A 23,956-nucleotide genomic window follows, 5' to 3' on the forward strand; every position below is an offset into this window, starting at 1 on the left:
GTCACCACCGTCCAGGGATCAGTCATGAAAGCGCCACAACCACCCGCTACCCGAGGGCGTCCTCGCACCATCACGCGAGAACGCATCGTCGAAGCAGGCATCAAGATCGGCTTGCCGGGTATTACCTTCGTCGGCGTCGCGGCCGCATTGGGGGTCAGCCATATGGCGCTCTACAAGCACGTTGCGAACCTGGAGGCGCTCAAAAGCATGGTTGCCGAGGAGATCTTCACCCGCTGGCAAATACCGCTGGCCGACGCTGAGCGCCATGGCGGGTTGAGGGCGTACATGGTTGTGTTTGCCACCTCGGTACGCGTGTTCGTCAAGGCGCACCCCGGGCTGACGCCTTACGTCATCCGCAGGTTGGCGGCGACACAACCCATGCTCGCCAAGATCGACCAGCACCAGAGCCATATCGCGGATGCCTATGGCATTTCAAAGGAGCGCGCACGCTGGTTGCTGGCAACTGTGGCCTTCCATGGCATCGCGGTGGCCGACACGGTGTATTCGGTCACTGGCCGCGACCCCTTGCTGGAGGCGGATCGGGCCGCGGAAGAAGCGGAGATGGAGGTCGAGCTGGATCAAGGCATGTACGCGCTCATTGTCGGCGCGCTGGTGTTGCTGGAGGAAGAAGTGCAGGCAGATGGCCGGGAGCTTGAGGGCACGTCATAAACGCTATCAAGCCCCCGGCACCTGCCCGGTGAGCCCTCTGGTGACTCACTGGGTTTCTACAACAGGCGCCCGACGGTCAGGCCAACGATAACCGGGCAGTCTTGTTTGGCAAGATGAGGGCAGCACACAAAAAACCCACCGCCACCATGCAGGCAGATACCAGAATGGCGTAGCTGAAGCCCTGCACCGCACTGCCCCCGTCCGCCAGCACGGCGATGCTCACCGCGACACCCACGGCCAGGCCGACCGCAGAACCCACTTCCTGGGTCGTGGTCAGCATGCCGCCCGCCAAACCATGATCGACCGCATCGACTCCTTCAATACCGGCCACGGTCCAGGCCGGGAATGCGATGCCGTAACCAATGCCCCCCAACAACGTCCCGGGAAGAATCGAACCAGCCCAGGAGGTGTCCACGGCCAGGGAAACACCCAGCAAGGCCAGCCCACAGATAAACACCGTCATGCCGCCCATAATCACCGGTTTGGTCCCTACCCTTGCGATCAGGGAGGGCCCTACCCAGGCGCTGGAGAGCGTGAAGGCAATCGCCATCGGCAACAGCCCCAGGCCTGTCTGAGTAGCGGTGAAACCGAGGATTTCCTGCATATACAGCGCCACAACGACAAACGTCGGCCCCAGCGCGGTATTCGCCAGCAACGACACCAGGTTTGCGCCACCGGTCATGCGCTGCCAAAAAATCGGAATGGGCATCAGCGGGTATTCGACCCGGGTTTCAACCCAGACAAAGACGCCGAGCAGTCCCACGGCCAGGGCAATCAACCCGTAAGTGACGGGCGAAGCAAGGCCGACGTGCTCGCTGTTGGCAAACGCGAACACCAGCGTTGCAGCACCCGACGCGACCAGAACCGCACCGCCGATGTCGAGGCGCATCGCGGCCATTGAAGCCTCGCGCTTGCCTTCTGGCAGGTAGCCTGCCAGGGCAATCACCAGCACACCCACAGGGACATTGATCCAGAGCACCCAGCGCCAGCCCAGCGCATCAGTGATGATCCCACCCAGAATCAGCCCTGCAACGAAACCGCTTGCAGCCACGGCCGTCCAGGCCCCCAGCGCACGGTTGCGCGATTTCTCGTCAGGGAACAGCGCCAGCAACAACGAAAAAGCAGCCGGTGAAAAAAGGGCCGCGCCAAAGCCTTGCATGGCCCGGGTCACGATGAGCATTGCGGGGCTCTGCGAGAAACCGCCGAGCAATGAGCCCAGAGTGAAGATCACCAGCCCCAGCAGAAATACCCGGCGACGGCCAAACATGTCGGCAGCGCGCCCACCCAACAGCAGAAACCCCGCAATGGCGACGCCGTACGCATTGATGACCCACTGCAAGGCTCCAGGCGTGAACCCCAGGCTTTCCTGAATCTGCGGCAAGGGGATCATGGTGATAGAGAAGTCGAGCAATGCCACAAATTGAGTCGTGCATAACAAAATGAGGCAGAGCCGCCAGCGAGGATTATTCATTCGTACACCCCTATAGATTTAGTTTTACTAAACTTGATTAGAACCTCTAAACACGCTGTATCATCGTCCTCACGCCGGTTGTGCGGAAACGATCATTTGTGCTCTCAAAAGTCAGGAAAACTAAACCCCATGGCCACGTCGCTGCCCCTTCTCGCGTTGCGTACCTTTGTTGAAGTCGGGCAACGCGGCAGTATCAAGGCGGCCGCTCAAGCGCTGAGTGTCACTTCAGGTGCTGTCAGCCAGCAGATTCGCTTGCTGGAAGATCGGGTCGGCATGGCGCTGTTCACACGGGAGCGAAGCGGTTTGCGCCTGACAGAAGCCGGGGCCAGCGTTCATCCCGTGTTGCTCCAGGCCTTTGAAAACATGCAACAGGCATTGCAGTCGCTGGAGGCCATCAAGTGCCGGCAGACCTTGACCATCAGTACGGTCGCGACGTTTGCCGCTTCGTGGCTGGTGCCGCGCCTTGGTCGCTTTAACCTGCGCCACCCGCACATCGAAGTCAGGGTTGAAGCCACGTCCGCCGTGGCCGACATGCGCCGGGACCGGGTCGATGTGGCGCTGCGCCACGGGCTGGGCAACTATCCCGGTTTGCAAGTCACCCGCCTGATGGCGCCCGTGATGGTGCCGGTAGCCAGTCCCGCCCTGATGGCCGCAAGCCCGAAAATCACTAACCCGGCGGATTGTCTTGAATTTGCGCTGTTGCATGACGCTGACCGGACAGACTGGTCCCTCTGGCTCGCGGCCCACGACGTCGCCAAAGATCCGCGCGCCGAACGCGGCACAGCGTTCGAAGATGATTTCCTGCTGATTCGGGCCGCCGAGGCCGGTCAAGGGCTAGCCCTGGTACCCCGGGAATACGCGCTGGAAGAAATCAACGCCGGCCGCCTCGTCCAGGTCCTGGATAAACCTTGGCCTGCGCGCTTTGCCTACTATGTGGTGACCCGCCAGGACGCCCTGCACAGAGAAGAGGTCAAGGCATTCGTGGACTGGATCATGGAAGAAGCCCAGGGGGTGATTTAACGAACCTTTCAGGATCGCTCCCTGCACTATTGATTCAGCTCATCAGGGGCGTGCCATCGCGACGCGCTTTCGCGCAAGGCAGGGTTTAGAAAATCTGATCCCATAGTGGATAAAACATCGTTTTAAATTCAGCGTGCCGACGGCTAGGGTGCCTCTTCACCATTTGACTGCCCCGTCGTTCTCCAAAGGCCCTGTAATGACCGCCCCTGACCTGACGCTCTATACCGACAGTTCGCCCAACGGCTTCAAGATCACCATTGCCCTGGAGGAGCTGGAACTCCCCTATACCCTTCGCCATGTTCATATCGAGCAGGGCGAACACCGCCAGCCCGAATTTCTCAAGCTCAACCCCCATGGGCGCATCCCCGTTCTGGTTGACCACGCGACGGGCATCACCCTGTTCGAGTCTGCCGCCATCCTGCTTTATCTGGCCGAAAAGACAGCACAGCTATTGCCTGCGGAGCCTTCTGAACGCTGGTCGGCCATTACCTGGCTCATGTTCCACACCTCGAGCATGGGGCCCCTCCTGGGCCAGCGCGTGCATTTCGAACTGTTTGATCAGCCTGCAAGCCCCACCGCCATCGCCCGCCTGCGGCAACTGACGGAATCGACGTTCGCAACACTCGATCAACATCTGTCCAGCCAGCCATGGCTGGCGGGAGCGCATTACTCGATTGCCGATATCGCGACCTTCGGCTGGATGCATATCGCCCGCATCATCAACTTTGACTTCAGCCGGTATCGCCACCTGAGCGCATGGTACGAGCGAATTGCCCTGCGCCCGGCCGTGCAACGGGGTGTTGCGCTCCCCCATCCAGCGACGGGCGCCTGACACCGCACAATGGGTAATGAACCAGATTGCGATTCCAGCCCAAAGGCAGGCCATTGCAGTGCCAGCATCGAACTTTATTCCTGATGCACCATCCATATGTTCACAGGCAGGATCATTTCGCTCCTGCTTAAATCTATTGATCACTATCGACTGAGGTTAATCACATGCGATTTACATTACCGGTCCTTGTGCTGGGCATCGTGATATCGCAGGGAGCAATGGCCGCTGGAGATGGATCTGCCGCTGTCGGAGGCGGTGTTGGCGGTGTGTTGGGCAATATTGTCGGTCAACAGTTGGGCGGTTCTACCGGGGCAGCCATCGGCGCAGGCGTCGGCGGTGCTGCAGGCAGCGCAGTTGGCGCGCCAAGAGGCAACAAGACCGAAGCCGCCATTGGTGGCGGTGTCGGCGGTGCTGGCGGCTCGCTCATCGGTCGTCAGCTCGGAGGCTCCACCGGTTCTGCCATAGGGGCGGGGCTAGGCGGCGCTGCGGGTGGCGCGGTCGGCAACAATCTGGGCGACGATGGCAACCGGCACAGCTCGGGCGGTAAACACAAACATAAGCACAAAAACAAAAATAAAAACCATTGAAAACCGGTTTTCAATGGTCAAGAGCCCGACTTCGTGTCGGGCTTTTTTGTGCGCTCGCCCCTTCCCCTCCCCCATACACCGCGCAGTTTGTGTACCCCGCGATCTTTTGCTGTGCAGGCATAACCCCTTTTAAAGGGGCAACTGCCCAGGACTGCTCTAGAGTCCATACACACCTCTAATAAAAACAATCGAGTGTCGTGAGCCGCCATGAACATTCTTTACGATGAACGCGTCGATGGCGCCCTGCCTGACGTCGATAAAGCCGTGTTGCTGCACACCTTGTACACGCGTTTGCCGGACCTTGAGGTCCTGCATCAGCGCGAGGAACTCAAACCGTACGAATGCGACGGTCTGTCTGCCTACCGCACCACGCCGCTGCTGGTGGTGTTGCCGCGCCACCTTGGCGAGGTGCAAGGCATCTTGCGAATCTGCCATGAACTGCATGTTCCTGTCGTCGCCCGAGGGGCTGGCACCGGTTTGTCCGGTGGTGCACTGCCGCTGGAAAAAGGCGTGCTGCTGGTGATGGCGCGCTTCAACACTATCCTGCACATCGACCCTTATGCCCGCACCGCACGGGTCCAGCCGGGGGTGCGCAACCTGGCGATTTCCCAGGCGGCGGCGCCGTTCGGTCTGTACTACGCGCCGGACCCTTCCTCGCAAATCGCCTGTTCGATTGGCGGCAACGTCGCGGAAAACGCCGGTGGCGTGCATTGCCTGAAGTACGGTTTGACCGTGCACAACCTGCTCAAGGTCGAAATATTGACCGTGGAAGGCGAGCCTTTGACCCTCGGCTCGGACGCCCTCGACGCCCCGGGTTTCGACCTGTTGGCGCTGTTCACAGGCTCCGAAGGCATGCTGGGGGTCATTACCGAGGTGACGGTCAAACTGCTGCCCAAACCCCAGACCGCCAAAGTGCTGCTGGCTGCGTTCGATTCTGTCGAGAAAGCCGGGCGGGCCGTGGCTGACATCATTGCCGCCGGCATCATCCCCGGCGGCCTGGAGATGATGGACAACCTGGCCATCCGCGCCGCCGAAGACTTTATCCACGCCGGCTACCCCGTCGATGCCCAGGCCATTTTGCTGTGCGAGCTCGATGGCGTGGAAGCCGATGTCTTCGATGACTGCAACCGTGTGCGTCAGGTACTGGAACAGGCCGGCGCCACCGAAGTGCGCCAGGCCAGGGACGAAGCAGAACGGGTACGCTTCTGGGCCGGGCGCAAGAACGCCTTCCCGGCGGTGGGCCGCCTCTCGCCGGATTACTACTGCATGGACGGCACCATACCGCGCCGTGAACTGCCGGGCGTGCTGCAAGCCATCGCCGCGCTGTCGGCCGAATACAACCTGCGGGTCGCCAACGTGTTCCACGCCGGTGACGGCAATATGCACCCGCTGATTCTGTTCGATGCCAACCAGCCGGGGGAACTCGATCGCGCCGAGGCCCTGGGCGGCAAGATTCTCGAATTGTGCGTGAAGGTCGGCGGCAGCATTACCGGCGAACACGGTGTGGGGCGTGAAAAAATCAATCAGATGTGCGCTCAGTTCAACAGCGATGAGCTGACCCTGTTCCACGCGGTCAAGGCCGCTTTCGATCCCGGTGGTTTGCTCAACCCCGGCAAGAACATTCCGACCCTGCATCGCTGCGCCGAGTTTGGCGCCATGCATGTCCATATGGGTCAGCTGCCCTTCCCTGATCTGGAGCGTTTCTGATGCCCGGTCCGCAAGATATCGATGACAGCAGCAGGCTGCTGGAGCAGGTCAACCTGGCGTTGCAGTACGCCACTCCTCTGCGCATCCAGGGCGCCAACAGCAAAATATTCCTTGGCCACAACGTGGCGGGTGAAGTGCTTGATACCCGCTCCCACCGGGGCATCGTCAGCTATGACCCGACCGAACTGGTAATCACCGCCCGCTGTGGCACGCCGCTGTCGGAATTGGCGCTGGTGCTGGATGAGGCACAACAAATGCTGCCCTGCGAACCGCCCTCCTTCGGCGCCGCCACCGTGGGCGGCATGATTGCCTGCGGGCTGTCAGGGCCGCGTCGGCCATGGTCGGGTTCGGTCAGGGACTTTGTGCTCGGCACACGGGTGATCACGGGGCACGGCAAGCATTTACGGTTTGGAGGCGAGGTCATGAAAAACGTCGCCGGCTATGATTTGTCACGCCTGATGGCTGGCAGTTACGGCCTGCTCGGGGTACTGACTGAAGTGTCCCTCAAGGTCCTGCCCAAGCCGCGCCAATGCCTGAGCATCAGCCTGGAGCTGGACGCCGGTCATGCCCTGCTGCGCCTTGCGCAATGGGGCCAGCAACCGCTGCCGATCAGCGCCGCGTGTCACGATGGCCAGCGCCTGCACCTGCGGTTTGAAGGCGGTGAAGGCTCGGTGGCGGCGGCCCATGAGCGGCTGGGCGGTGAGCTTCTGGCCCCGTCCTTCTGGGCCGACCTCAACGAGCACCGACTGCCGTTTTTCGATGAAGACCAGCCCCTCTGGCGCCTGTCCTTGCCCAACAACACCCCCGAACTGGCCCTGCCCGGACGGCAACTGATCGACTGGGGCGGCGCCCAGCGCTGGCTCAAGTCGGACGCCGATGCGACGTTTCTTCGCAATGTGGTAGCCGAAGTCGGCGGGCATATGACCTGCTACAGCCATGGCCTCGTCGACAGCCCGTTCCACCCGCTGCCGGAGACCCTGATGCGCTACCACCGCAACCTCAAACAACAACTCGATCCACAGGGCATCTTCAACCCCGGGCGCCTGTACGCGGAGCTTTGAGCCATGCAGACCACCTTGAGCGAACACGCACGCCAACTTCCCCGCGCCCTGGAGGCCGAAAGCATCCTGCGCAGTTGCGTGCATTGCGGCTTCTGTAACGCCACCTGCCCGACCTACCAACTGCTCGGTGACGAGCTGGATGGTCCCAGGGGCCGTATCTACCTGATCAAGCAGGTGCTCGAAGGCAACGAGGCGACCCAGAAAACCCAGCAGCATCTGGACCGCTGCCTGTCGTGCCGCAATTGCGAAACCACCTGCCCCTCCGGCGTCGACTATCACAACTTGCTGGATATCGGCCGCGCCGTGGTCGATGCACAAGTACCAAGGCCCCTCGGCCAGCGCTTGCTGCGCGAAGGCTTGCGCAGCGTTGTGCCCAATGCGGGGCTGTTCAAAAAGCTGCTCGGCAGCGGGCAGGTTCTGCGTGCGTGGCTGCCCGCCCCCCTGCAAATCAAGGTGCCTCGCCAGGTGCCGGCGGCAAAACCACGCCCCGCCACCCGCCATACGCGCCGGGTACTGATGCTCGAAGGCTGCGTGCAGCCCGGGCTGTCCCCCAACACCAACGCGGCCGCTGCCAGAGTCCTGGACCGGCTGGGGATCAGCGTGACGGCCGCCCCCGAAGCCGGTTGCTGCGGGGCCGTGGACTATCATCTGGACGCTCAGGCGGGCGGCCTGGACCGTGCCCGCCGCAATATCGATGCCTGGTGGCCGGCCATTGAACAAGGCGCCGAGGCCATCGTGCAGACCGCCAGCGGTTGCGGGGCCTTTATCAAGGACTACGGCCACCTGCTGGCCAGCGACCCGGCTTATGCCCGCAAAGCCGCAACCGTCAGTGCGCTGGCCAGGGACCTGGTTGAAGTGCTGCGCGACGAGCCGCTGGAAAAACTCCGCGTGCGCAGCAATCAGCGCCTGGCGTTCCACTGCCCCTGCACCTTGCAGCACGCACAAAAGCTCGCCGGGGCGGTTGAAGCCATTCTCGCCAGCCTGGGTTTCAACCTGACCCTCGTGCCCGACAGCCATCTGTGCTGCGGCTCGGCGGGCACTTATTCGCTGACCCAGCCCGAACTGTCCCGGCAACTGCGCGACAACAAACTCCAGGCCCTGGAAAGCGGCCACCCCGACGTGATTGCCACGGCCAATATCGGCTGCCAGTCCCACCTCGACAGTGCAGGCAGAACCCCGGTACGGCACTGGATCGAACTGGTTGAAGCCGCACTGCCCTGAGCCGAATCAGCGAAGGCCGGCTACTGGCACGAAACACGCCAGAGCTGGTCCACCTTCGTCGTATAGCTCTGGCTCATCATCTCCCGCCGCATCCCCCAGTCGGGGTTTCGCGGCACGCTGGCCGCTCGCAGCGTGCCCCTGCCCCAACGCCCGTTGATCGCATCCAGTACCGCCATCACCTTTGAAGCGTCTGCCGGTTGACTGACCGCAAACAGGTCGTCCGAGAACTCACCCGGCTGGCGCAGATCCAGCAGCAACACCTCGGCCTTGCTGTATTTGAACCCCGGCTGAAAAACATGCCCCAACGCATCGACCGCAGCCTTGGTCAGTAACCGCACGTCATCGGTGGGGTACGGCAAGGTCACTACCACCCCTCTGGCGTATTTCGCTTCGTCCGGGTTGAACATGCCTGTGCGAATGCTGACCCGGATTTTCTTGCAGAAGGATTTTTGCGCCCGCAGCTTTTCCGAGGCACGCATCATGTAGGTGGCCACGGCCTCCTGGATGGGCGCCAACTCGGTCAGGCGCTTGCCGAACATGCGGCTGCAACAGATTTCCTGCTTGGGCGGGTCGGGCTCGTCCAGGGCCAGGCACGAGGTACCGGCCAATTCACGGGCGGTCTTTTCGATGACCACACTGAATTTTTTGCGCAGCATCCAGGGGTCGGCCCTGGCCAGGTCCATGGCAGTGCGGATGCCCATACTTTCAAGGTGAACGGTCATGCGCCGCCCGATACCCCAGACCTCCGACACCGCAGTATTGCGCAGCACCCAGTCACGTTCATGGTCGCCACAGAGGTTCACAACCCCGCCCGTATGAGTCTGAAGCCGTTTGGCGGTATGGTTGGCCAACTTGGCCAGGGTCTTGGTATGAGCAATCCCGACCCCGACCGGAATACCCGAGCATTGCAGAATCCGGCTGCGCAACTGCCGCCCCGTCGCGGTAGCATCCACGATACCGGTCAAGTCGGCAAAGGCCTCGTCAATGCTGTACACCTCGACTGCCGGCACCATTGACTCAATCAGGCTCATGACGCGCTCGCTCAGGTCGCCATACAGCGCATAGTTGGACGAGAACGCCACAATCCCCAATTGCTCGAGCCGGTGCCTGATCTGAAAATACGGCTCGCCCATCTTCACATGGGGCTTGGCGTCATAACTGCGGGCGATCACGCAGCCGTCGTTATTGCTCAGCACCACGATGGGCACCTTGGCCAGATCCGGGCGAAATACCCGCTCGCAACTGGCATAGAAGCTGTTGCAGTCAATCAGGCCATAAACCGGGGCAGGCTTAGTGGCCATGGCTGCGCACGGTATAGGTGATCACGCCCCAGATCGAAAGCTCATCACCTTCCAGCACATAACGGTCCGGGTATTTCAGGTTTTCGGACTGCAGGATCACGCTCTTGGCGCGCAAACAAAGGCGCTTGCAGACGGGGTCATTGTTGAGCAGCGCCACCACCACATCGCCGTGCCCGGGTTCGATTGCACGATCCACCACCGCCAGATCCCCTGAAAAAATCCCGGCGCCCTGCATGCTGTCGCCATCGATCCGTACCAGATACACGTGGGGCGCGCGGATACTGAGCAGCTCGTCGAGGGAAATCTCCTTGTCGATATGATCCGCCGCCGGTGACGGAAACCCGGCAGGAACCTTGAAGGAGCACAGAGGCAGGCGAATGCCATCTTCAGCAATAGGCCCCAGGGGAGTGAAACTCATGACGCGCGCCTTATTCTAACTGTATGAATATACAGTTAACAACGTAGGAACATTCCGGTCAATTTATCTGTCAGGGATTTCGACGAGAGGACGGTCATCCGCGAGAGCCCTGCCTGTAGGGGCCTGCTCGCGGATGGCCTGTCTTATATCTGAAGATCGGCCAGACGCCACACCGACATGGCCCCGAAACACCCGGTGCCATTGACGGCGAAGGCACTGGCCAACAGGCTGTCGGGCCGAGGATAGATCCGGCTGCTCAGGGTATAGGCACCCTCGTCGACAAACACTTCGATGGACGAGCGATCAAGAAACACCCGCAGCGCGATCCGCGTTTGCCCCGGGGCAATCGGTACACTGCGCACACCGCTCACGCCGGCTCCCGAATACTGGCGGTCGAGCACCAGGCGGCGGGCCGTCGCATCGAAATACAGCAAAGTGCGCTCCTGCCCGTCTTCACTACAGCGCAGCGCCAACCCGAAGCGCTCGGCGCTGCTGCCTTCCAGGTCCAGTTCAAGCTCAAATTCCAGCAGCGCCCCCTGAACATCGAGTACGTGACTGGCGGATGCGACCTCATCAACCTGCAACAGGGTCTGTGACTGCCTGAGTGCCACCAGCTCGCGGGCGGGTTGCATGCGCAGCCGGTCGCCGTCACGGCTCAATTCACGCGGCAGCGACAGCGCGCCACACCAGTGCTGCGCCTGGCTGGGCATAGGGCTTTCCCACATGTCCATCCAGGCCCAGAGCAGGCGGCGGCCATCGGGTGCCAGCAGTGTCTGCGCTGCATAAAAATCGTGGCCATGATCGAGCTCGTGCAGTTCACCGCTGGGGTTGAAGTGCCCGCTGTCGTCCAGCCGGCCTGTTCGATAGCTGTTCTGGTACAGGTTCCAGTTATCGTAGCCAGTGGGCTTGAGGCCTTGGGGGGAATAAAGAAAAACGTCGCAGCCGTCCAGCTCGAAAATATCCGGGCATTCCCACATATAGCCATCCTGCTCGCGCCGCCCTTGCAGCGCACAGCTCAGGTACTCCCAGTGGTGCAGGTCAGCGGAGCGATAGAGCAGCAACTGCGGGTCATCACCTTGCCGTGCGCCCAATGCCATCCACCATTGCCCGTCGCGCATCCAGACCTTCGGGTCACGCCAATGCATGATCGAGGGGTCACCCGGCGTCTGGAGCACCACGCCGTGCTTGGTGAAGGTGATGCCGTCCGCGCTGCTGGCCAGGCATTGCACCTGACGAATCTGATCGTCATTGCGCGTTTCACCCAGCCACTGGTGCCCGGTGTAGATCAAGTACAGGGTATCGTCCGCGACCACGGCAGATCCGGAAAAACAGCCGTCCCGGTCGTAAGGTTCACTCGGCGCCAGGGCAATGGGCAGATGCTCCCAATGCACCAGATCCCGGCTTTTGGCATGCCCCCAGTGCATCGGTCCCCACTGAGCCGAATACGGGTGATGCTGGTAAAACATGTGGTATTCACCGCGAAAAAAAACCAGCCCGTTCGGGTCATTCATCCACCCGGCCGGCGGCGACAGGTGATAGCCAAGGCGATAGTCATGGCCTCGTTCAGGCAGTTTGTTTTCAATGGCGCGGTGCGCTTCATCCAACAGTGCAGCGTGCATGGTTTGGTCCTTATCAGGGTTCATAACGGGTAACTGATTGAGCGATGGCGGGCAATGCCAGTGCATCCGGGAGAGCCGTTTTTTCTACGGCGCGCACCGGGTCCGGGCGCAGCAGGTTCCAGGACAGCAACAGACAAGCCCCCACAAGCCCGGCCATCAGGATGTAAACGTTGGCAAAGCCAAACTGGTCATAACCGTAACCCACCACCGGCGACAGCAGCATGGCGGTCAGTTGCTGCGCAAAATGGAAGCCCACCAGATAGATCGAAGCAGACAGGCGCACGTCAAAGTTCAGCGAAATGTATTTGAACACCGAGACCAGCAGGATCGGCACCTCAATGGCATGCAGCATCTTGCAGGCCGCGACCGTCCAGACGTCCGTTGCCAGCCCGGAGCCCAGGATGCGCACAAACATAATGGCGCCGGCCAGGATCAATCCGTACTTGGCTCCGGTACGGCTGACCAGCCAGGGCGCCAACAACAGCAAGGCGGCTTCAATCAGCACCTGGGATGAGTTCAAGTACCCGTAGGCACTGGTGCCCTCCTGTGGCGTGGCGAAGAAGGACGCAAAATAGACCGGGAATTGTTGCTCGTAGATCATGTAGATCCCGCAAACCCCGGTCAGGTACACACTGAACGCCCAGAAATGCGGCATTTTAAGCAGCTGCCAAAGGTCTGCCATGCGTACCGGAGCGGCCCCGCTTTTTTGCAGGCCCGGCGGGTTGAGCCGGTTCAGGTCCAGTTGGGACAGAATCAGCAGGAACATGACCCCAGCCGCACTGCTCATGTAGAAGGCGATGTCAGGGTCAATGTTGAAAACCACCCCCGCCACACAGGTCGCCGCAGCCCAGCCTAAAGACCCCCACATTCGGGTAGTGCCAAACTCGAACCCCATGTGACGTGACACACGCTCGGTATAGCTCTCGATCACGCCCACACCCGCAAGCATCGCGAGCGCCAGGAAAGCCGCGCCGACCACGGCGCCCAGCACCACGTTCTGGGCCAATAAATTGCCATACACGTAGATCGAAAACGGGGCGGCGGCGCAGAGCAACAGACCGATCCACACCAGCAGTTTCCTGGACAGCCCGAGCCGGTCCTGAAGCGCGCCATAAAACGGTTGAATCAACAGTGCCGCCACCGCGTTGGCGGCGAACACATACCCGGTTTCGGCACCGGAGAGACCTATGACTCGATGGAGCCAGATAGAGAAAAGCGAATAGCTGGATGACCATGCAAAAAAGAAAAAAAACAGCAAACCACTGATAAGCCAATACTCGCGCTTGACCGTCTGTTGCATGTGATGCCCCTCTTATTTTTATTTAAGTTAACGTTAACATCGCAGCTTCATTACGCGGGGCAAACGCGGCGCTGTCAAGGATTTCCAGTGGACGTGGCTGCGGGAAGCAGCCTGTGTAGACGTGGTATCAGGCAGCAACTTGCGGTTTGCGGCTGAACCCGTCGATCACGATATACAACAGCGGGCCTATGGCGACGAAAACCGCCGTCAGCAGAAAATAAGGCACCAGGGAAACAAGCGAGCGGCCTTTGGCGCGGGCATCCCGATACATCCACACGCAGGCCATGGCCGCGAGCAGATAAAGATCAATGACGACCTGAGCCGTGTCCGGGCTCGACATCAGCCCAAGACCGAACGCAACAAGCGACTGGTCGGCCTGCAACATCGTGCCTGCCGTATACAAGGAGAAACCCAGCAATGCCGCGAGGGCGATATAAGGTCGGTTCATGTCGTCTTCCAATAAGGCTGAAGCGGGTGATAAGTACGGACACGTTAGTGATACTTTTGCCCCTTCAGCAATGACCTCACAGGTCATGGACTCAGCCCCCCGGTACTGCCAGAGTTAACCCATGAACAGCCGACCTTTCCCCCACACGACGCCCCCGAGCACAGGCGGCTCGCAACTGCGCCTGCTACGCCGTCAGGCCAGGTTGAGCCAGCTGGATCTGGCCTTGATCACGGGCATTTCCCAACGCCATCTGAGCTGTATCGAGACGGGCCGCGCCAGGCCAGGCCCCGGCACGCTGCACAACCTGTTGATGGCGCTTGAAGTGCCACTCGAGCAGTGCAACAGCGTGTTCCTCGCGTGCGGCTATGCTCCGCGCTACGAGGCCACCCCGCTCTCTTCACCGGCGATGGACGCCGTGCGTGACGCCATCACTCATGTACTTCACGCCAACAACCCCGCCCCGGCGATTGTGCTGGGCAGCCACTGGGAAGTTCTGGCGGCCAACGCCAGCACCCGTGTGCTGTTCGATCTGGTCGGGTTGCCCGCAGACTCGGCACAAGGGCTGAACCTGCTGGTTACGCTGCTGCAACCCGGGGGGCTGGGCGACCACTTGATCAACCCGGAGGAGATACGCAGCCTTGCCTGGCAGAGGGCAACGCGAGAAGCGCTGGACAACCCTGTGCTGGCAAGCCTGGTGCAAACCCTCACAGCTCCGGACTCCCCGCCCGCAGTGGCCGGTGAACTGCCCCCGCTGGTGTTGACCCGGATTCGAACCCCCCAGGGCGAGCTGAATTTCATGTCGACCTTCACCACGTTCGGCATGCCGCTCGACATCACGATGGCCTCGTTACGTATCGAGCATTTGATCCCTGCCGACGCGAACACCTGGCAGATCATGACGACGGCCTACGAGCAGTCATCCCGCCCCCTCACAGATGCCTGAACACCGCTGCCGCAACCACGCCTGCGGCAATCGCGGGCAAGGGCTTCTTGAGTAACAGCATCACGACGGCCGTGGTCAGCAAGGCGAGCCGCGCGCCGTTATCGCCGTTAAGCGCCAGGGGCGCCAGAAGGGCCACCAGCACTGAACCCGACATCGCGCTGATAAATTGCTGTACCCGATAGTTGATGGGCACAAAGGACATCACGAAAACACCCCCCAGGCGCGTGATCAGGGTAACCACGGCCATGATCAGGATGATGATAAAGGTGCCGTAACCTGCGCTATCAATGCTCATGCTTCTTCTCCATCCATACCGCACCCAGCAGGCCGCCGGCCAACGCCCCGACAACCACATGGCTGTTTTCAGGCAAGTACCGGTACGCCAGCAGTGACGACACGGCTGCCACGCTCCAGATGATCAGCATGCGCAGATTCTTTTGCCCCCCGACCACCATGGCCAGCAGGAAGCAGCCCATCACCATGTCCAGCCCCAGGCTCACCGGGTCCTGGATCTCGCTGCCAAAATACACGCCCAGCCAACTGCCCAGCACCCATGCGGCCCACAAGGCAATGCCACCGCCCAATATCAGGCCTACACCCGATTTGCCGCTGTTGAATGCCTGCATCGACATTGCCCAGTTGGCGTCCGAGATGACCATCATCACCCCGTAGCGCTTGGCCCGGGGAAGCTCGCGCAACCAGGGATACAGAGTCGCTCCCATCAAAAGATGCCGGGCATTGATCGCGAAAACCGTCACGATCAACGGAACAACGGGGACCTGCGCGCCCCACAGGTCCAGCGCCGCAAACTGCGACGCACCGGCAAAAACCAGGGTGCTCATCAGCAGGCTCGCCCCGTCGTCCAGCCCGGTCTGGGCGGCAGCAAGACCGAAGGCCACCCCGAACACCACCACAAACAGGGAAATGGGCAACAGTTGCTTGAAGCCCCCCCATACTTCGCTCCAATCCAGTTCGATCGGGCTCTTATCACGACTCAACAAAGCATCCCCTCCTCTGTGCCACGACCTGCTGTTTTATTGTCAGTATTTTTGGAGGTTGAATTTAATCCAGAAAAGCAGGTAAGTGTTACAAGTTGCCGCCACTGTTGTGGTTTTCCCAGACTGTTGATTGAGGAACTTGCCATCAAAGCCTTATCCATCGTGCACCCGGGAGGGAGCCGCATAGCCTGCGGCGAGAAAACCCTTGAAGTACGGCGCTGGCACCCAGAGCTGGAGCCTTTTGAGGACTTGCTGATTGTTGAAAACCGGCGGTTTCTTCATCTGGACGGTGAAGAAGATGCCGAGGGGATGGCCGTGGCAATCGTGCGTGTCAAAGCGGTACGCCCGTTTGTGCTCGCCGACATGCCCGCTGCCTGTGGCAACTATTTCGAAGAGGGCTGGCTTGCATGGGAGCTGCAGGACGTCAGGCCCCTCACGCCGCCGGTGCGCATGCGCGCGGCACGGGGCATTTACGAAGCTGACCCGCAGCCGGCTCAATAACCCGCGCCTAGGGTCTGGACACTCAGCCCATCAACCCCACAACCCGGTGCCGGGAAACGCTGGACTGGCTTTGCACCAGTTGCGCCACCCGCATGTAGTCAGTGCCCTGCCCTTTGCCCTGCTCAAACACACGCCCGGCAAAGTCATGGGCCCAGCGCTTTTCATCCTTGCTCTCGTGGCGGTTGATCTGTTCCTTGACGTGGCCCTGACGCTGGTTGAGCTGCTCAATGACGCCATTGACCCGCACCAGCCCCTTGTCCACCGTGTCCAGCAGCTTGCGCAGCTCGGGGCGGCTCACGTTCTGCGGGGCAATCAGCGGCGCGCCCAGCAGGTTCTCTTCCTTGCTTTGCACCGGCGTAAAACCGCCCTTGTCGAAGAGTTTGCCTTCACCCTGAATCGACATCTGGCCCCTGAGCTTGCCCCACTGCGACTCGGCAGCCGAGAAGCGCAATTGCGCCCCGTCGGTGACCTCGGCATGCAACCCAGCCTGGGCCAGGCTGGTGTTGAAACGGCGCAGGATCTGGCTGTTGCTCATGTCATCGTCCAGCACCACGGCTATCGGCCCCGCCATATGCCGGCCAGCGCTGAACAACAGGGTTTCGTTGCCGGACGCCTGAACGTTGCTCATCGACTCAAGGCCCTGGATGCTGAACCGGCTGCGCAAGGGCTGATCCAGGTTCAGGCCCAGTTGGGCATCGACACTGGCTGCCGACAAGCGGCTACGGTTTTCCAGCAGGTCGTTGAGGTGCTTGACTGAACGGCCAAGGGTCTCGCTGTCCAGAGTGCCCTTGCTTGCACCATTGAGGCTGCGCCCCAGATCACGCTTGAAGCTGCTCAACTGCTCGGTCACCCGGGTCAGATACTGGTGCGCCGACTGGATCGACGAGGACTGCTGGTTCAGCTGCAAGCTCAAACCGGCCATTTTGCCCGGTTGCCGGGCCGGCGGCTGAACCTGCTGCAACGTGGGGGTGCGCACCCGCTGTCGGGGAACGGTATCGCGCAATTGAGCCTGGGTGCGCATGCCCAGGTCATAGGAGGCAATGGCAGAGCGTTCGTTAACAACTTTCATCAATAGCTATCCGGAATCTGGTTTACATCAGGTCAAACAGGGAGACGGCCGCCACCCGGGTGTAGACCTTCTGGCTGGCTTGCATCGCCAGCTCATAGCCGCTGACTTGCAAGAACGCCCCGCCCAGGTCCAGCTGCGACAGATCGCCCTGGATTTTCTGGTTGACCAGCGATACATCGGCGTTGCCATTACCCAGCAGCGTCAGGGTGTTTTGCCGCCCGCCCAGATCGGTAATGGCCCCCATCACCCGGCCGTGTGTCAGGTCCAGTTGCTCCAGCGTGCTTTTGAGCAGGTCGCGGGTAGCCGGGTCATTGGGTGCGGTTTTCAAGCTTTTGACCAGGGTGTGCAGATCATTCAGCAAGTCGGCATCGGCCCCCAGGATCTCCTTGGCCGTAACGTTGTCATCCATCAACACGCCATTGCCGACTACCGCCTGGCGATGCTGATCGTTGCCGGTGACGCTGTAGGTCCCGGTCACCGGGTCGAAGGTCACGGCCGGTGTATTGTTGAGCGTGCCGGAAAACAGATAGTTGCCCGATTCATCCCTGGCGTTGAAGTTGCTCATGAGGCTCTGCTCCAGGCTCGACATTTCGCTGGCGATGGCCGAGAGGTCCTCGCCACTGTTGCTGTCGTTACTGGCCCATAGCAGCAGGTCCCGGATACTGAGCAGGGTGTCCGAGCCGGATTTCAAATAGGTTTCCTGTGCACCCAGGCCATCCGAAACCTTGCCGATGTTGAGGTTGTACTGCCCCAGGCTGGCCTGCTCGCGCTCGATGCGCATCAGGCGGGCACTGGCAATCGGATCGTCCGATGGCACTTGAATCCGCAGGCCACTGCCGATCTGCGCTTGCAACTTGCCAATGGCTTGCGCATTGCGGTTCATGTTGGCGTGCATCAGGGCACTGGTTTGCGCGTTGGAAATTCGCATGGTCTTACCTGTCCTTAAATCGGGGCGCTGATGCTTCAGACAGCAGCAAGAATGGTGTCGAAAATCGCGTTGGCCGTCTGAATGACCTTCATGTTGGCCTGCAACGCCTTGTTGTAGTCCATCACCGACTGGGCTTCTTCGGTGTCGTTGACCGCACTGACACTGTCGCGCTGGCTCTGCGCCTGCTCGGCCACGGTGCCGGCGGACTTGAGGTCAGCCTGGTTCTGCCGGCTGGCACTGGCCACATCCCCCAGCATGCCGCTGTAGGCTTCACTCAAGGTCACAGAGCTGCCGCCCACCGTCACAGGCTTGTTTTTCAGGTCGATCAGGGCCAGCAGCACTTCATTGTTGCCGCTTTCGCCAGCCACGCCGGACAACGCCAGCTGTTCGGGTTTCAAATCGTTCATTTGCAACAGGCCGGTGCTGCTGTTGGGGTTGAAGGTCAATAACGCCTGGCCCGGATTCCCGGCCAGATCGAAGCCGGTGGCCAGGGTGCCATTGACCATGGTCACCAGCGCTCCGGCCATTTCCTTGAGGTTTTCACGGGCCGGTAACAGGTTGTTGTGTTCAACCTCGTAGAGCCCGCCGAACGCGCCGCCCATGTTGTCCTGGCGCAACGGGAAGCTGGTACCGGCAAAGCTGAGCGCCACTTCCTGCTGGCCTGCGGCATTGAGGCTCATCGACAGTTGACCGGCGGTTTTACCCGACACCAGAGGCTGACCGTTGGCCAGGGACACGTTAAGGCCTCCGTCACGACCCTCAGTGACACGGATGTCAGCGTATTTGCTCAACTCACCCACCAACTGTTCGCGGTGGTCACGCAAGGCCGCCGTGTTGTTGCCGGTGGATTCGGCCTGGATGATTTTCTGGTTGATCAGGGCCAGGTTGTTGGTCAGGCCATTGATTTCCGTGCTCATGGCCGAACGTTGCTCATGCAGTGCCTTGAGCTGGTTATCAATGTTGGAATTGAGCCCGTTGAAACGCTGCGTGAGGTTTTTCATCTCAGACAGGATCTGCTGGCGCATCGGGATATCGCCCGGGCTGCTACTGGCCGCGCTCAGCGCCGCATAAAAGTTATTGAGCCCGGTACTCAGGTTGGAGCCCTCGCCCGACATCACGCCTTCGAGTGAACTCAGGTAATCCTGGCCTGCCTGGTAGTAGTTCATGTCGGTGGTGGCGCGCCACAATTGCTGGGTCTTGAACTCATCGCTCATGCGCTTTACGCCAATCACGCTGACACCGCCACCCGCCTGCTGGCCTTGCCCGCCAACCGATCCCATGACCGTGGTCAGGCGGCTGTAGCCCGGGGTGTACATGTTTGCGACGTTCTGGGCAGCACCGTTGAGCGCGATTTGCGCGGCGGATACGCCGGAATAGCCAATCTGACTCATCATGCTCATGATTCAATCTCCTTGCGTGCAGCCCGCATGTTCGGGGCAAAGGCCGGTGAACGCGGTTCGGCTGCACGGCTGACGGTGGAAGTGGGGTCTTGCCCTCTTGAGGCGACCAGATCGGGCCGGGGCTTAAACGCCGGGCCATCAGGCTGCAGGCCCACGTTGTGCGGCGCCGCAGACTGCACCTTGAGGGGCACGCGGGACTGACCAAGGTCCGCCAGAATGGAGCGTGTGTAGTTGCGGGTTTCCTTGAACGGGATGCGCTCGACCCACTGGCTGACGCTGATGGTTCCCTGACGCGGATCACCGTTGCTCTTGAGCCACTGGTCCACACGGGCGGGGCCGGCGTTATAGGCCGCGACCGCCAGCGCCGTGGCGCCGTCATAGCGCTTCAACAGCTTGTCCAGGTATGCCGAGCCCAGTTGTTTGTTGTACTCGCCATCACGGGTCAGGCGTTGCTCGCTGTACTGCAGGTTCAGCTCCTGGGCCATCTCCCGTGCCGTGCCGGGCATCAACTGCATCAGGCCACGGGCACCCTTTGGGGAAACCGCGGCAACCCGCCCGCCCGATTCGTGCACGATGACCTTTTCCACCAGTGCCATTAACCCTGCCGCGCCTTTGCCGAGGCTGTCGATACCCCGCTGCCAGGTGTTGACGATCGGTGCCAGCAAACTGTCGACCGTCTGCGGCTTCGGCCCGGCGGGCGGCAAGTCATGATGCACAGCCCGCACGCTCGCCAGTTGCTTGCCCGCAGGCATGAAGGGCTGGGGAGCCGACGGGCCGCCACACAGCCCGTTCTGGGCTGGCGCAGAGGCAGGCGCTTTGGGCGCATCGCCCTGGGACAGCTGTTTGACCAGCATGTCGGCGATGCCTGTCTTGCGGTGGCTGGCCAGGGTCTCGGCCAGCGCTTCATCGTGAAACTCACGCAGGGTGTCGGTCTGGCGACTGCGCAGCGGGCTGCCTTCTGACAGCACGTCACCCGCCTTGCGCATTTGCTTGAGGATCTGCTGCAAGAACATCGCTTCGAACTGTTCTGCAGCGTTTTCCAGGCGCGCCTGGCGCGCAACGGCCGGGTCAGAAGACAGCTCCTGAGCCGATTTACGAGAGTGCGAAATAGGGGTAATGCTCATGGGTATGCGGCCTTAAATCACGATCAATTCGGCGTTCAACGCGCCTGCCTGTTCCAGCGCCTGCAAAATGCTCATCACGTCATCGGGCGTCGCGCCAAGGCTGTTGACCGTCTTGATGATGCTGTCCAGCTCAGCCCCGTCCGGCCAGGCAAACATGGGGTTTCGCTGCTGGCTGACGCCGATGTCCGAGCGCGGTACAACGGCTGTCTGCCCGCCCGAAAAGGCACCCGGCTGGCTGACTTGCGGGGTTTCGCTGATGGTCACGGTCAGGGTCCCGTGAGCCACTGCCGCCGCTTTTACCCGTACGCCCTGCCCCACCACCACTGTCCCGGTGCGGCTGTTGAACACCACTTTGGGCCGGGTTCTGCCTTCCTGCACATCCAGGGTCTCAAGGATCGCCATGTAGCTGATGCGCTGGTTGCCGGAGATCGGCGCCGTCACCGAAACCTTGGTCCCGCTCAGAGCCGTGGCGCTGCCGGAGCCAAAGCGTGCATTGACAGCCTCGGCAACCCGGCTGGCGGTTTGAAAGCTGGGTTTGCGCAGGTTGAGCATCACATCGCTGCGCTCATTGAAATCGCTGGGGATCATGCGCTCGACGGTCCCGCCGTTGGCAATCAGCCCGGTGTTCGAGCTGTTGATTGCAATGCTGGAACCGCTGCGCCCCGAGGCCGTGACACCGCCCACCACCAGGGCACCCTGGGCCAGGGCATAGACCTCGCCATCCACGCCCATCAGGGGTGTCATCAGCAATTGCCCGCCACGCAGGCTTTTGGCGTCTCCCAGGGAAGACACCGTGACGTCCACGGTCTGCCCGGCACTGTAAGACGGCGGGATAGTGGCCGTGACCATCACGGCGGCCACATTTTTCAGCTTGGGGTCGACATTGGGCGGCAGGTTGATCCCGAACTGCTTGATCAGGTTGGCCACCGATTGGCTGGTGAACTTGACCTGGTTCTTGTCACCGCTGCCGTCGAGCCCTACCACCAGGCCATAACCAACCACCTGATTGGCACGAATCCCTTCAATGTCCACCAGATCCATCAACGGCGCGGCCTGTGCAGGCAGGGTCAGCAGCAAGGCCCAGACCATCAGCCCGAATTTAAAAACGCTTCGCATAAAAAACTGTCCACTCACATCGGAAACAGGGGGCTGGCGAAAAACCGCGTCAGCCAGCCTGCAGAGTTGCTGTCATTGAGCACACCACGCCCCGCATAGGAAATACGGGCATTGGCCACGCTCTGGGAAGACACCTGGTTGTAGCGGTTGATGTCATCCATGCGCACCAGCCCTGCCAGGCGGATAAATTCGTCACCCTGATTCAGCCGCAGTGCCTTTTCGCCCTTCACAAACAAGGTGCCGTTAGGCAGAACCTTGTGCACGGTCACCGCAATCGAACCGCGCAGGGTGTTTTGCTGCGAGCTGTTGGCCGAGCCGGAAAAATCGCGACCGGCGCCTATTTTGGTTTCCAGCTGGGGAACGGCCTTGCCCAAAATGGTCGGTGCGTCGATGCCAACTCCGGACTTCTTGCCGAAGCTGGTGCCCGCACTTTTGCTCGACTGGGTCGACTCATCGAGGACGATGGTCAGGATGTCGCCCACCCGCACCGCGCGTTTGTCCTGGTAGAGCGAGCCGCCGTAACCTTGGCGGTACAAGCCGCCGCTGGTGGTGGGCGGCACGCTGTAGTCCAGAGGCAGCGGTTCAAAAGCGCTGGAGTCTTCGTCAGGCAACATTTCAGAAAAGCTCTGGCAACCCGTAAGCACCAGCGCCAGAGACAGCAGGATGAAATTACGCATTGACCTGCTCAGACCGTTTGATTGAGGAACTGCAACATACCGGACGAGGCGTCCAGTACCTTGGCGTTGGCTTCATAGGCACGCTGGATGGCCATCATCGAGACCATGGCTTCAACCACTTCGACGTTGGAACCTTCCAACTGGCCCTGCTTGATCACGCCCAGGCCATCCTCGCCTGCGATGCCTTCCACCGGCATGCCGCTGGCCACGGTTTCCTGATACAGGTTGCCGCCCAGGGCCTGCAAGCCTGCCGGGTTGGCAAAGTTGACCAGGGTGATTTGCCCCAGCTGCACCGGCTCGGTACCGCCCGGCAGGACCGCCGTGACAATGCCGTCGGTGCCCACCATGAAATTTTTATGGCCCACCGGCAGCTGGATCGCCGGCGTCAAAGGCAGGCCCTGGGTGTTGACCAGCATGCCTTCGGCATTGAGCTGCAACTGCCCGCTCTCGGTGTAGTAAGTCTCACCATTCGGGGCTTCGATCTGGAAGAAACCCGGACCACTTATCGCCAGGTCCATCGGCTGGCCAGTGGTCTGGATATTGCCTTCGGTGAAGACCTTTTGCGTGCCCACTACCCGCACGCCGCTGCCCAGCTGAATGCCCGAAGGCACGGTGTTGACTTCATCCGCCTGGGCACCCGGCGGTACTTCGGTGGTGTAGAACAAGTCTTCAAACACCACGCGGTCACTTTTGAAGCCGACGGTGTTGACGTTGGCCAGGTTGTTGGCCACGGTAGCCATCGCTTTGTCTTGCGCAGCGAGGCCGGTCTTGCTGATCCAGAGTGCAGAGCTCATGTGTTAATTCCTGTCGGGCATCAATTGCCGCGAATCATGCTGTTACCGGCCGTGGACAACTCCTCGGCTGCTTTCATCATCTTGACCTGGGTCTCGAACAACCGGCTCAGGCTCATGGTCCCCACCAGCTCGTCGATGGCCGTGACATTGCTGGCCTCCAGAAAACCTGCGGCCAGTTGCACGTTTTCATCCGCAGCAGCAGGGGCGCCATCACGGGTGACCAGCAACCCGCGGTTGTCCTTGCTCAATTGCCCGGCAGGCACGTCCACCCGCTTGATTTGATCGACTTCAACCATCGCCACCTCGCCACGGGGCAGCACGGAGATACGCCCATCGGCGGCAATACGGATTGAGTCGAATTCGGGCAGCACAATCGGCCCGCCCCCGCCCAGTACCGCGCGACCATTGATCGTCAACTGCATGTCGGCATCCACCTGCAGGCTGCCGTGGCGGGTATAGGCTTCGCCGTCGGCGCCTTGCACTGCGATCAGGCCGGGGCCCTTGATCGCAAAGTCCATGTCGCGACCGGTCGCCATCAACGCTCCGGGCGCAAGGTTGACGCCATTGCCTTGAGACAGCGCCAGGTGCCGGCTGTCGTAGCCGTAACCCTCAACCTTCACACTGACAGCCTGCTCAAGATCGCTGCGAAAGCCCGGCGTGTTGACGTTGGCCAGGTTGTTGGAGCGCACGGCCAGGGAACTCATTGTGCGGCTGGCGGCGTTCATTGCCGTGTATGCCAAACGATCCATGGG

25 protein-coding genes are annotated in these 23,956 nt (G+C 61.0%); 9 read left to right on the forward strand and 16 right to left on the reverse strand.

All coding sequences use genetic code 11. The annotated features are described in order from the left end of the window. The first annotated feature begins 24 nt into the window (after window positions 1-24). Window positions 25-669, forward strand: a complete 645-nt coding sequence (locus tag BLW11_RS16845) for a TetR/AcrR family transcriptional regulator (RefSeq protein WP_048361682.1) — start codon at window positions 25-27, stop codon at window positions 667-669. Between the two features lie 76 nt (window positions 670-745). Here the strand turns inward: BLW11_RS16845 and BLW11_RS16850 are convergent, their stop codons facing one another. After that, the gene (locus tag BLW11_RS16850; protein ID WP_048361681.1) at window positions 746-2,140 is read right to left on the reverse strand and encodes an MFS transporter; all 1,395 of its coding nucleotides are present in this window, start codon (window positions 2,138-2,140) and stop codon (window positions 746-748) included. A 129-nt stretch (window positions 2,141-2,269) separates the two neighbouring features. Between BLW11_RS16850 and BLW11_RS16855 the strand changes: the two genes are divergently transcribed. From BLW11_RS16855 to glcF, 6 genes are all read left to right on the forward strand, one after another. Further along, on the forward strand, window positions 2,270-3,160 hold the full coding sequence (locus BLW11_RS16855; protein ID WP_048361680.1) for a LysR substrate-binding domain-containing protein: 891 nt from the start codon (window positions 2,270-2,272) through the stop codon (window positions 3,158-3,160). 196 nt (window positions 3,161-3,356) lie between these two features. After that, complete coding sequence (locus BLW11_RS16860) at window positions 3,357-3,992, forward strand: glutathione S-transferase family protein (RefSeq protein ID WP_048361679.1); 636 nt, start codon at window positions 3,357-3,359, stop codon at window positions 3,990-3,992. 164 nt (window positions 3,993-4,156) lie between these two features. Beyond that, window positions 4,157-4,579, forward strand: a complete 423-nt coding sequence (locus tag BLW11_RS16865) for a glycine zipper domain-containing protein (RefSeq protein ID WP_048361678.1) — start codon at window positions 4,157-4,159, stop codon at window positions 4,577-4,579. A 207-nt stretch (window positions 4,580-4,786) separates the two neighbouring features. Further along, complete coding sequence (gene glcD / locus BLW11_RS16870) at window positions 4,787-6,286, forward strand: glycolate oxidase subunit GlcD (RefSeq protein ID WP_048361677.1); 1,500 nt, start codon at window positions 4,787-4,789, stop codon at window positions 6,284-6,286. Then, window positions 6,286-7,347 carry a glycolate oxidase subunit GlcE gene (gene glcE / locus BLW11_RS16875; protein ID WP_048361676.1) on the forward strand — a complete coding sequence of 354 codons (1,062 nt, stop codon included), beginning with the start codon at window positions 6,286-6,288 and terminating at the stop codon, window positions 7,345-7,347. The genes glcD and glcE overlap by 1 nt, the downstream gene beginning before the upstream one ends. Window positions 7,348-7,350: 3 nt before the next feature. After that, window positions 7,351-8,568 carry a glycolate oxidase subunit GlcF gene (gene glcF, locus BLW11_RS16880; protein ID WP_048361675.1) on the forward strand — a complete coding sequence of 406 codons (1,218 nt, stop codon included), beginning with the start codon at window positions 7,351-7,353 and terminating at the stop codon, window positions 8,566-8,568. 20 nt (window positions 8,569-8,588) lie between these two features. Here the strand turns inward: glcF and umuC are convergent, their stop codons facing one another. The 5 genes from umuC to BLW11_RS16905 form a co-directional block, all read right to left on the reverse strand. Continuing rightward, window positions 8,589-9,869: a translesion error-prone DNA polymerase V subunit UmuC gene (umuC, locus tag BLW11_RS16885; RefSeq protein WP_048361674.1), complete on the reverse strand. Its 1,281-nt coding sequence runs from the start codon at window positions 9,867-9,869 to the stop codon at window positions 8,589-8,591. Then, window positions 9,859-10,287 (reverse strand): LexA family protein, encoded by a 429-nt coding sequence (locus tag BLW11_RS16890; protein ID WP_048361673.1) that lies wholly within the window; start codon window positions 10,285-10,287, stop codon window positions 9,859-9,861. Before BLW11_RS16890 ends, umuC begins: the two co-directional genes overlap by 11 nt. 143 nt (window positions 10,288-10,430) lie before the next feature. Continuing rightward, window positions 10,431-11,906 carry a glycoside hydrolase family 32 protein gene (locus BLW11_RS16895; RefSeq protein ID WP_048361672.1) on the reverse strand — a complete coding sequence of 492 codons (1,476 nt, stop codon included), beginning with the start codon at window positions 11,904-11,906 and terminating at the stop codon, window positions 10,431-10,433. A 13-nt stretch (window positions 11,907-11,919) separates the two neighbouring features. Then, window positions 11,920-13,206 (reverse strand): MFS transporter, encoded by a 1,287-nt coding sequence (locus BLW11_RS16900; RefSeq protein WP_048361671.1) that lies wholly within the window; start codon window positions 13,204-13,206, stop codon window positions 11,920-11,922. A gap of 127 nt (window positions 13,207-13,333) precedes the next feature. Beyond that, window positions 13,334-13,654, reverse strand: coding sequence for a hypothetical protein (locus BLW11_RS16905; RefSeq protein WP_048361670.1), 321 nt, complete (start codon window positions 13,652-13,654; stop codon window positions 13,334-13,336). 121 nt (window positions 13,655-13,775) lie between these two features. Between BLW11_RS16905 and BLW11_RS16910 the strand changes: the two genes are divergently transcribed. After that, window positions 13,776-14,597: a helix-turn-helix domain-containing protein gene (locus tag BLW11_RS16910; protein WP_048361669.1), complete on the forward strand. Its 822-nt coding sequence runs from the start codon at window positions 13,776-13,778 to the stop codon at window positions 14,595-14,597. Here BLW11_RS16910 and BLW11_RS16915 read toward each other — a convergent pair. Both BLW11_RS16915 and BLW11_RS16920 read right to left on the reverse strand, forming a co-directional pair. Continuing rightward, window positions 14,584-14,892 carry an AzlD family protein gene (locus tag BLW11_RS16915; RefSeq protein WP_048361668.1) on the reverse strand — a complete coding sequence of 103 codons (309 nt, stop codon included), beginning with the start codon at window positions 14,890-14,892 and terminating at the stop codon, window positions 14,584-14,586. The genes BLW11_RS16910 and BLW11_RS16915 overlap by 14 nt on opposite strands. Continuing rightward, complete coding sequence (locus tag BLW11_RS16920) at window positions 14,882-15,598, reverse strand: AzlC family ABC transporter permease (protein WP_048361667.1); 717 nt, start codon at window positions 15,596-15,598, stop codon at window positions 14,882-14,884. Before BLW11_RS16920 ends, BLW11_RS16915 begins: the two co-directional genes overlap by 11 nt. Window positions 15,599-15,721: 123 nt before the next feature. Between BLW11_RS16920 and BLW11_RS16925 the strand changes: the two genes are divergently transcribed. Beyond that, entirely contained in the window at window positions 15,722-16,096 is a 375-nt protein-coding gene (locus tag BLW11_RS16925) for an ASCH domain-containing protein (RefSeq protein ID WP_048361666.1), read from the forward strand. A gap of 22 nt (window positions 16,097-16,118) precedes the next feature. Here BLW11_RS16925 and BLW11_RS16930 read toward each other — a convergent pair whose 3' ends face one another. From BLW11_RS16930 to BLW11_RS16965, 8 genes are read right to left on the reverse strand one after another with little or no spacing between them, the layout of a single operon-like run. Further along, window positions 16,119-17,165, reverse strand: a complete 1,047-nt coding sequence (locus BLW11_RS16930) for a hypothetical protein (protein ID WP_053069579.1) — start codon at window positions 17,163-17,165, stop codon at window positions 16,119-16,121. Window positions 17,166-17,187: 22 nt separating this feature from the next. Further along, window positions 17,188-18,093 (reverse strand): flagellar hook-associated protein FlgL, encoded by a 906-nt coding sequence (gene flgL, locus BLW11_RS16935; protein ID WP_048361665.1) that lies wholly within the window; start codon window positions 18,091-18,093, stop codon window positions 17,188-17,190. Window positions 18,094-18,128: 35 nt separating this feature from the next. Beyond that, window positions 18,129-19,493 carry a flagellar hook-associated protein FlgK gene (flgK, locus tag BLW11_RS16940; RefSeq protein WP_048361664.1) on the reverse strand — a complete coding sequence of 455 codons (1,365 nt, stop codon included), beginning with the start codon at window positions 19,491-19,493 and terminating at the stop codon, window positions 18,129-18,131. Then, complete coding sequence (locus tag BLW11_RS16945) at window positions 19,490-20,617, reverse strand: lytic transglycosylase domain-containing protein (protein WP_048361663.1); 1,128 nt, start codon at window positions 20,615-20,617, stop codon at window positions 19,490-19,492. Before BLW11_RS16945 ends, flgK begins: the two co-directional genes overlap by 4 nt. A gap of 12 nt (window positions 20,618-20,629) precedes the next feature. Beyond that, a complete protein-coding gene (locus BLW11_RS16950) occupies window positions 20,630-21,733 on the reverse strand; it encodes a flagellar basal body P-ring protein FlgI (protein ID WP_048361662.1) in 1,104 nt (367 codons plus the stop codon). Between the two features lie 14 nt (window positions 21,734-21,747). Further along, a complete protein-coding gene (flgH, locus tag BLW11_RS16955) occupies window positions 21,748-22,410 on the reverse strand; it encodes a flagellar basal body L-ring protein FlgH (protein WP_048361661.1) in 663 nt (220 codons plus the stop codon). A gap of 8 nt (window positions 22,411-22,418) precedes the next feature. After that, complete coding sequence (flgG, locus tag BLW11_RS16960; RefSeq protein WP_048361660.1) at window positions 22,419-23,204, reverse strand: flagellar basal-body rod protein FlgG; 786 nt, start codon at window positions 23,202-23,204, stop codon at window positions 22,419-22,421. A 20-nt stretch (window positions 23,205-23,224) separates the two neighbouring features. Next, the gene (locus BLW11_RS16965) at window positions 23,225-23,953 is read right to left on the reverse strand and encodes a flagellar basal body rod protein FlgF (protein ID WP_048361659.1); all 729 of its coding nucleotides are present in this window, start codon (window positions 23,951-23,953) and stop codon (window positions 23,225-23,227) included. Window positions 23,954-23,956 lie beyond the last annotated feature (3 nt).

It is taken from the genome of Pseudomonas deceptionensis, assembly GCF_900106095.1.
Classification (GTDB): Bacteria; Pseudomonadota; Gammaproteobacteria; order Pseudomonadales; family Pseudomonadaceae; genus Aquipseudomonas; species Aquipseudomonas deceptionensis.

Excerpts from the sequence above, each read along its gene's own strand:
- BLW11_RS16845 (WP_048361682.1), top strand. The coding sequence starts at position 25 with ATGAAAGCGCCACAACCACCCGCTACCCGAGGGCGTCCTCGCACCATC.
- BLW11_RS16850 (WP_048361681.1), bottom strand. The coding sequence starts at position 2,140 with ATGAATAATCCTCGCTGGCGGCTCTGCCTCATTTTGTTATGCACGACT.
- BLW11_RS16855 (WP_048361680.1), top strand. The coding sequence starts at position 2,270 with ATGGCCACGTCGCTGCCCCTTCTCGCGTTGCGTACCTTTGTTGAAGTC.
- BLW11_RS16860 (WP_048361679.1), top strand. The coding sequence starts at position 3,357 with ATGACCGCCCCTGACCTGACGCTCTATACCGACAGTTCGCCCAACGGC.
- BLW11_RS16865 (WP_048361678.1), top strand. The coding sequence starts at position 4,157 with ATGCGATTTACATTACCGGTCCTTGTGCTGGGCATCGTGATATCGCAG.
- glcD (WP_048361677.1), top strand. The coding sequence starts at position 4,787 with ATGAACATTCTTTACGATGAACGCGTCGATGGCGCCCTGCCTGACGTC.
- glcE (WP_048361676.1), top strand. The coding sequence starts at position 6,286 with ATGCCCGGTCCGCAAGATATCGATGACAGCAGCAGGCTGCTGGAGCAG.
- glcF (WP_048361675.1), top strand. The coding sequence starts at position 7,351 with ATGCAGACCACCTTGAGCGAACACGCACGCCAACTTCCCCGCGCCCTG.
- umuC (WP_048361674.1), bottom strand. The coding sequence starts at position 9,869 with ATGGCCACTAAGCCTGCCCCGGTTTATGGCCTGATTGACTGCAACAGC.
- BLW11_RS16890 (WP_048361673.1), bottom strand. The coding sequence starts at position 10,287 with ATGAGTTTCACTCCCCTGGGGCCTATTGCTGAAGATGGCATTCGCCTG.
- BLW11_RS16895 (WP_048361672.1), bottom strand. The coding sequence starts at position 11,906 with ATGCACGCTGCACTGTTGGATGAAGCGCACCGCGCCATTGAAAACAAA.
- BLW11_RS16900 (WP_048361671.1), bottom strand. The coding sequence starts at position 13,206 with ATGCAACAGACGGTCAAGCGCGAGTATTGGCTTATCAGTGGTTTGCTG.
- BLW11_RS16905 (WP_048361670.1), bottom strand. The coding sequence starts at position 13,654 with ATGAACCGACCTTATATCGCCCTCGCGGCATTGCTGGGTTTCTCCTTG.
- BLW11_RS16910 (WP_048361669.1), top strand. The coding sequence starts at position 13,776 with ATGAACAGCCGACCTTTCCCCCACACGACGCCCCCGAGCACAGGCGGC.
- BLW11_RS16915 (WP_048361668.1), bottom strand. The coding sequence starts at position 14,892 with ATGAGCATTGATAGCGCAGGTTACGGCACCTTTATCATCATCCTGATC.
- BLW11_RS16930 (WP_053069579.1), bottom strand. The coding sequence starts at position 17,165 with ATGAAAGTTGTTAACGAACGCTCTGCCATTGCCTCCTATGACCTGGGC.
- flgL (WP_048361665.1), bottom strand. The coding sequence starts at position 18,093 with ATGCGAATTTCCAACGCGCAAACCAGTGCCCTGATGCACGCCAACATG.
- flgK (WP_048361664.1), bottom strand. The coding sequence starts at position 19,493 with ATGAGCATGATGAGTCAGATTGGCTATTCCGGCGTATCCGCCGCGCAA.
- BLW11_RS16945 (WP_048361663.1), bottom strand. The coding sequence starts at position 20,617 with ATGAGCATTACCCCTATTTCGCACTCTCGTAAATCGGCTCAGGAGCTG.
- BLW11_RS16950 (WP_048361662.1), bottom strand. The coding sequence starts at position 21,733 with ATGCGAAGCGTTTTTAAATTCGGGCTGATGGTCTGGGCCTTGCTGCTG.
- flgH (WP_048361661.1), bottom strand. The coding sequence starts at position 22,410 with ATGCGTAATTTCATCCTGCTGTCTCTGGCGCTGGTGCTTACGGGTTGC.
- flgG (WP_048361660.1), bottom strand. The coding sequence starts at position 23,204 with ATGAGCTCTGCACTCTGGATCAGCAAGACCGGCCTCGCTGCGCAAGAC.
- BLW11_RS16965 (WP_048361659.1), bottom strand. The coding sequence starts at position 23,953 with ATGGATCGTTTGGCATACACGGCAATGAACGCCGCCAGCCGCACAATG.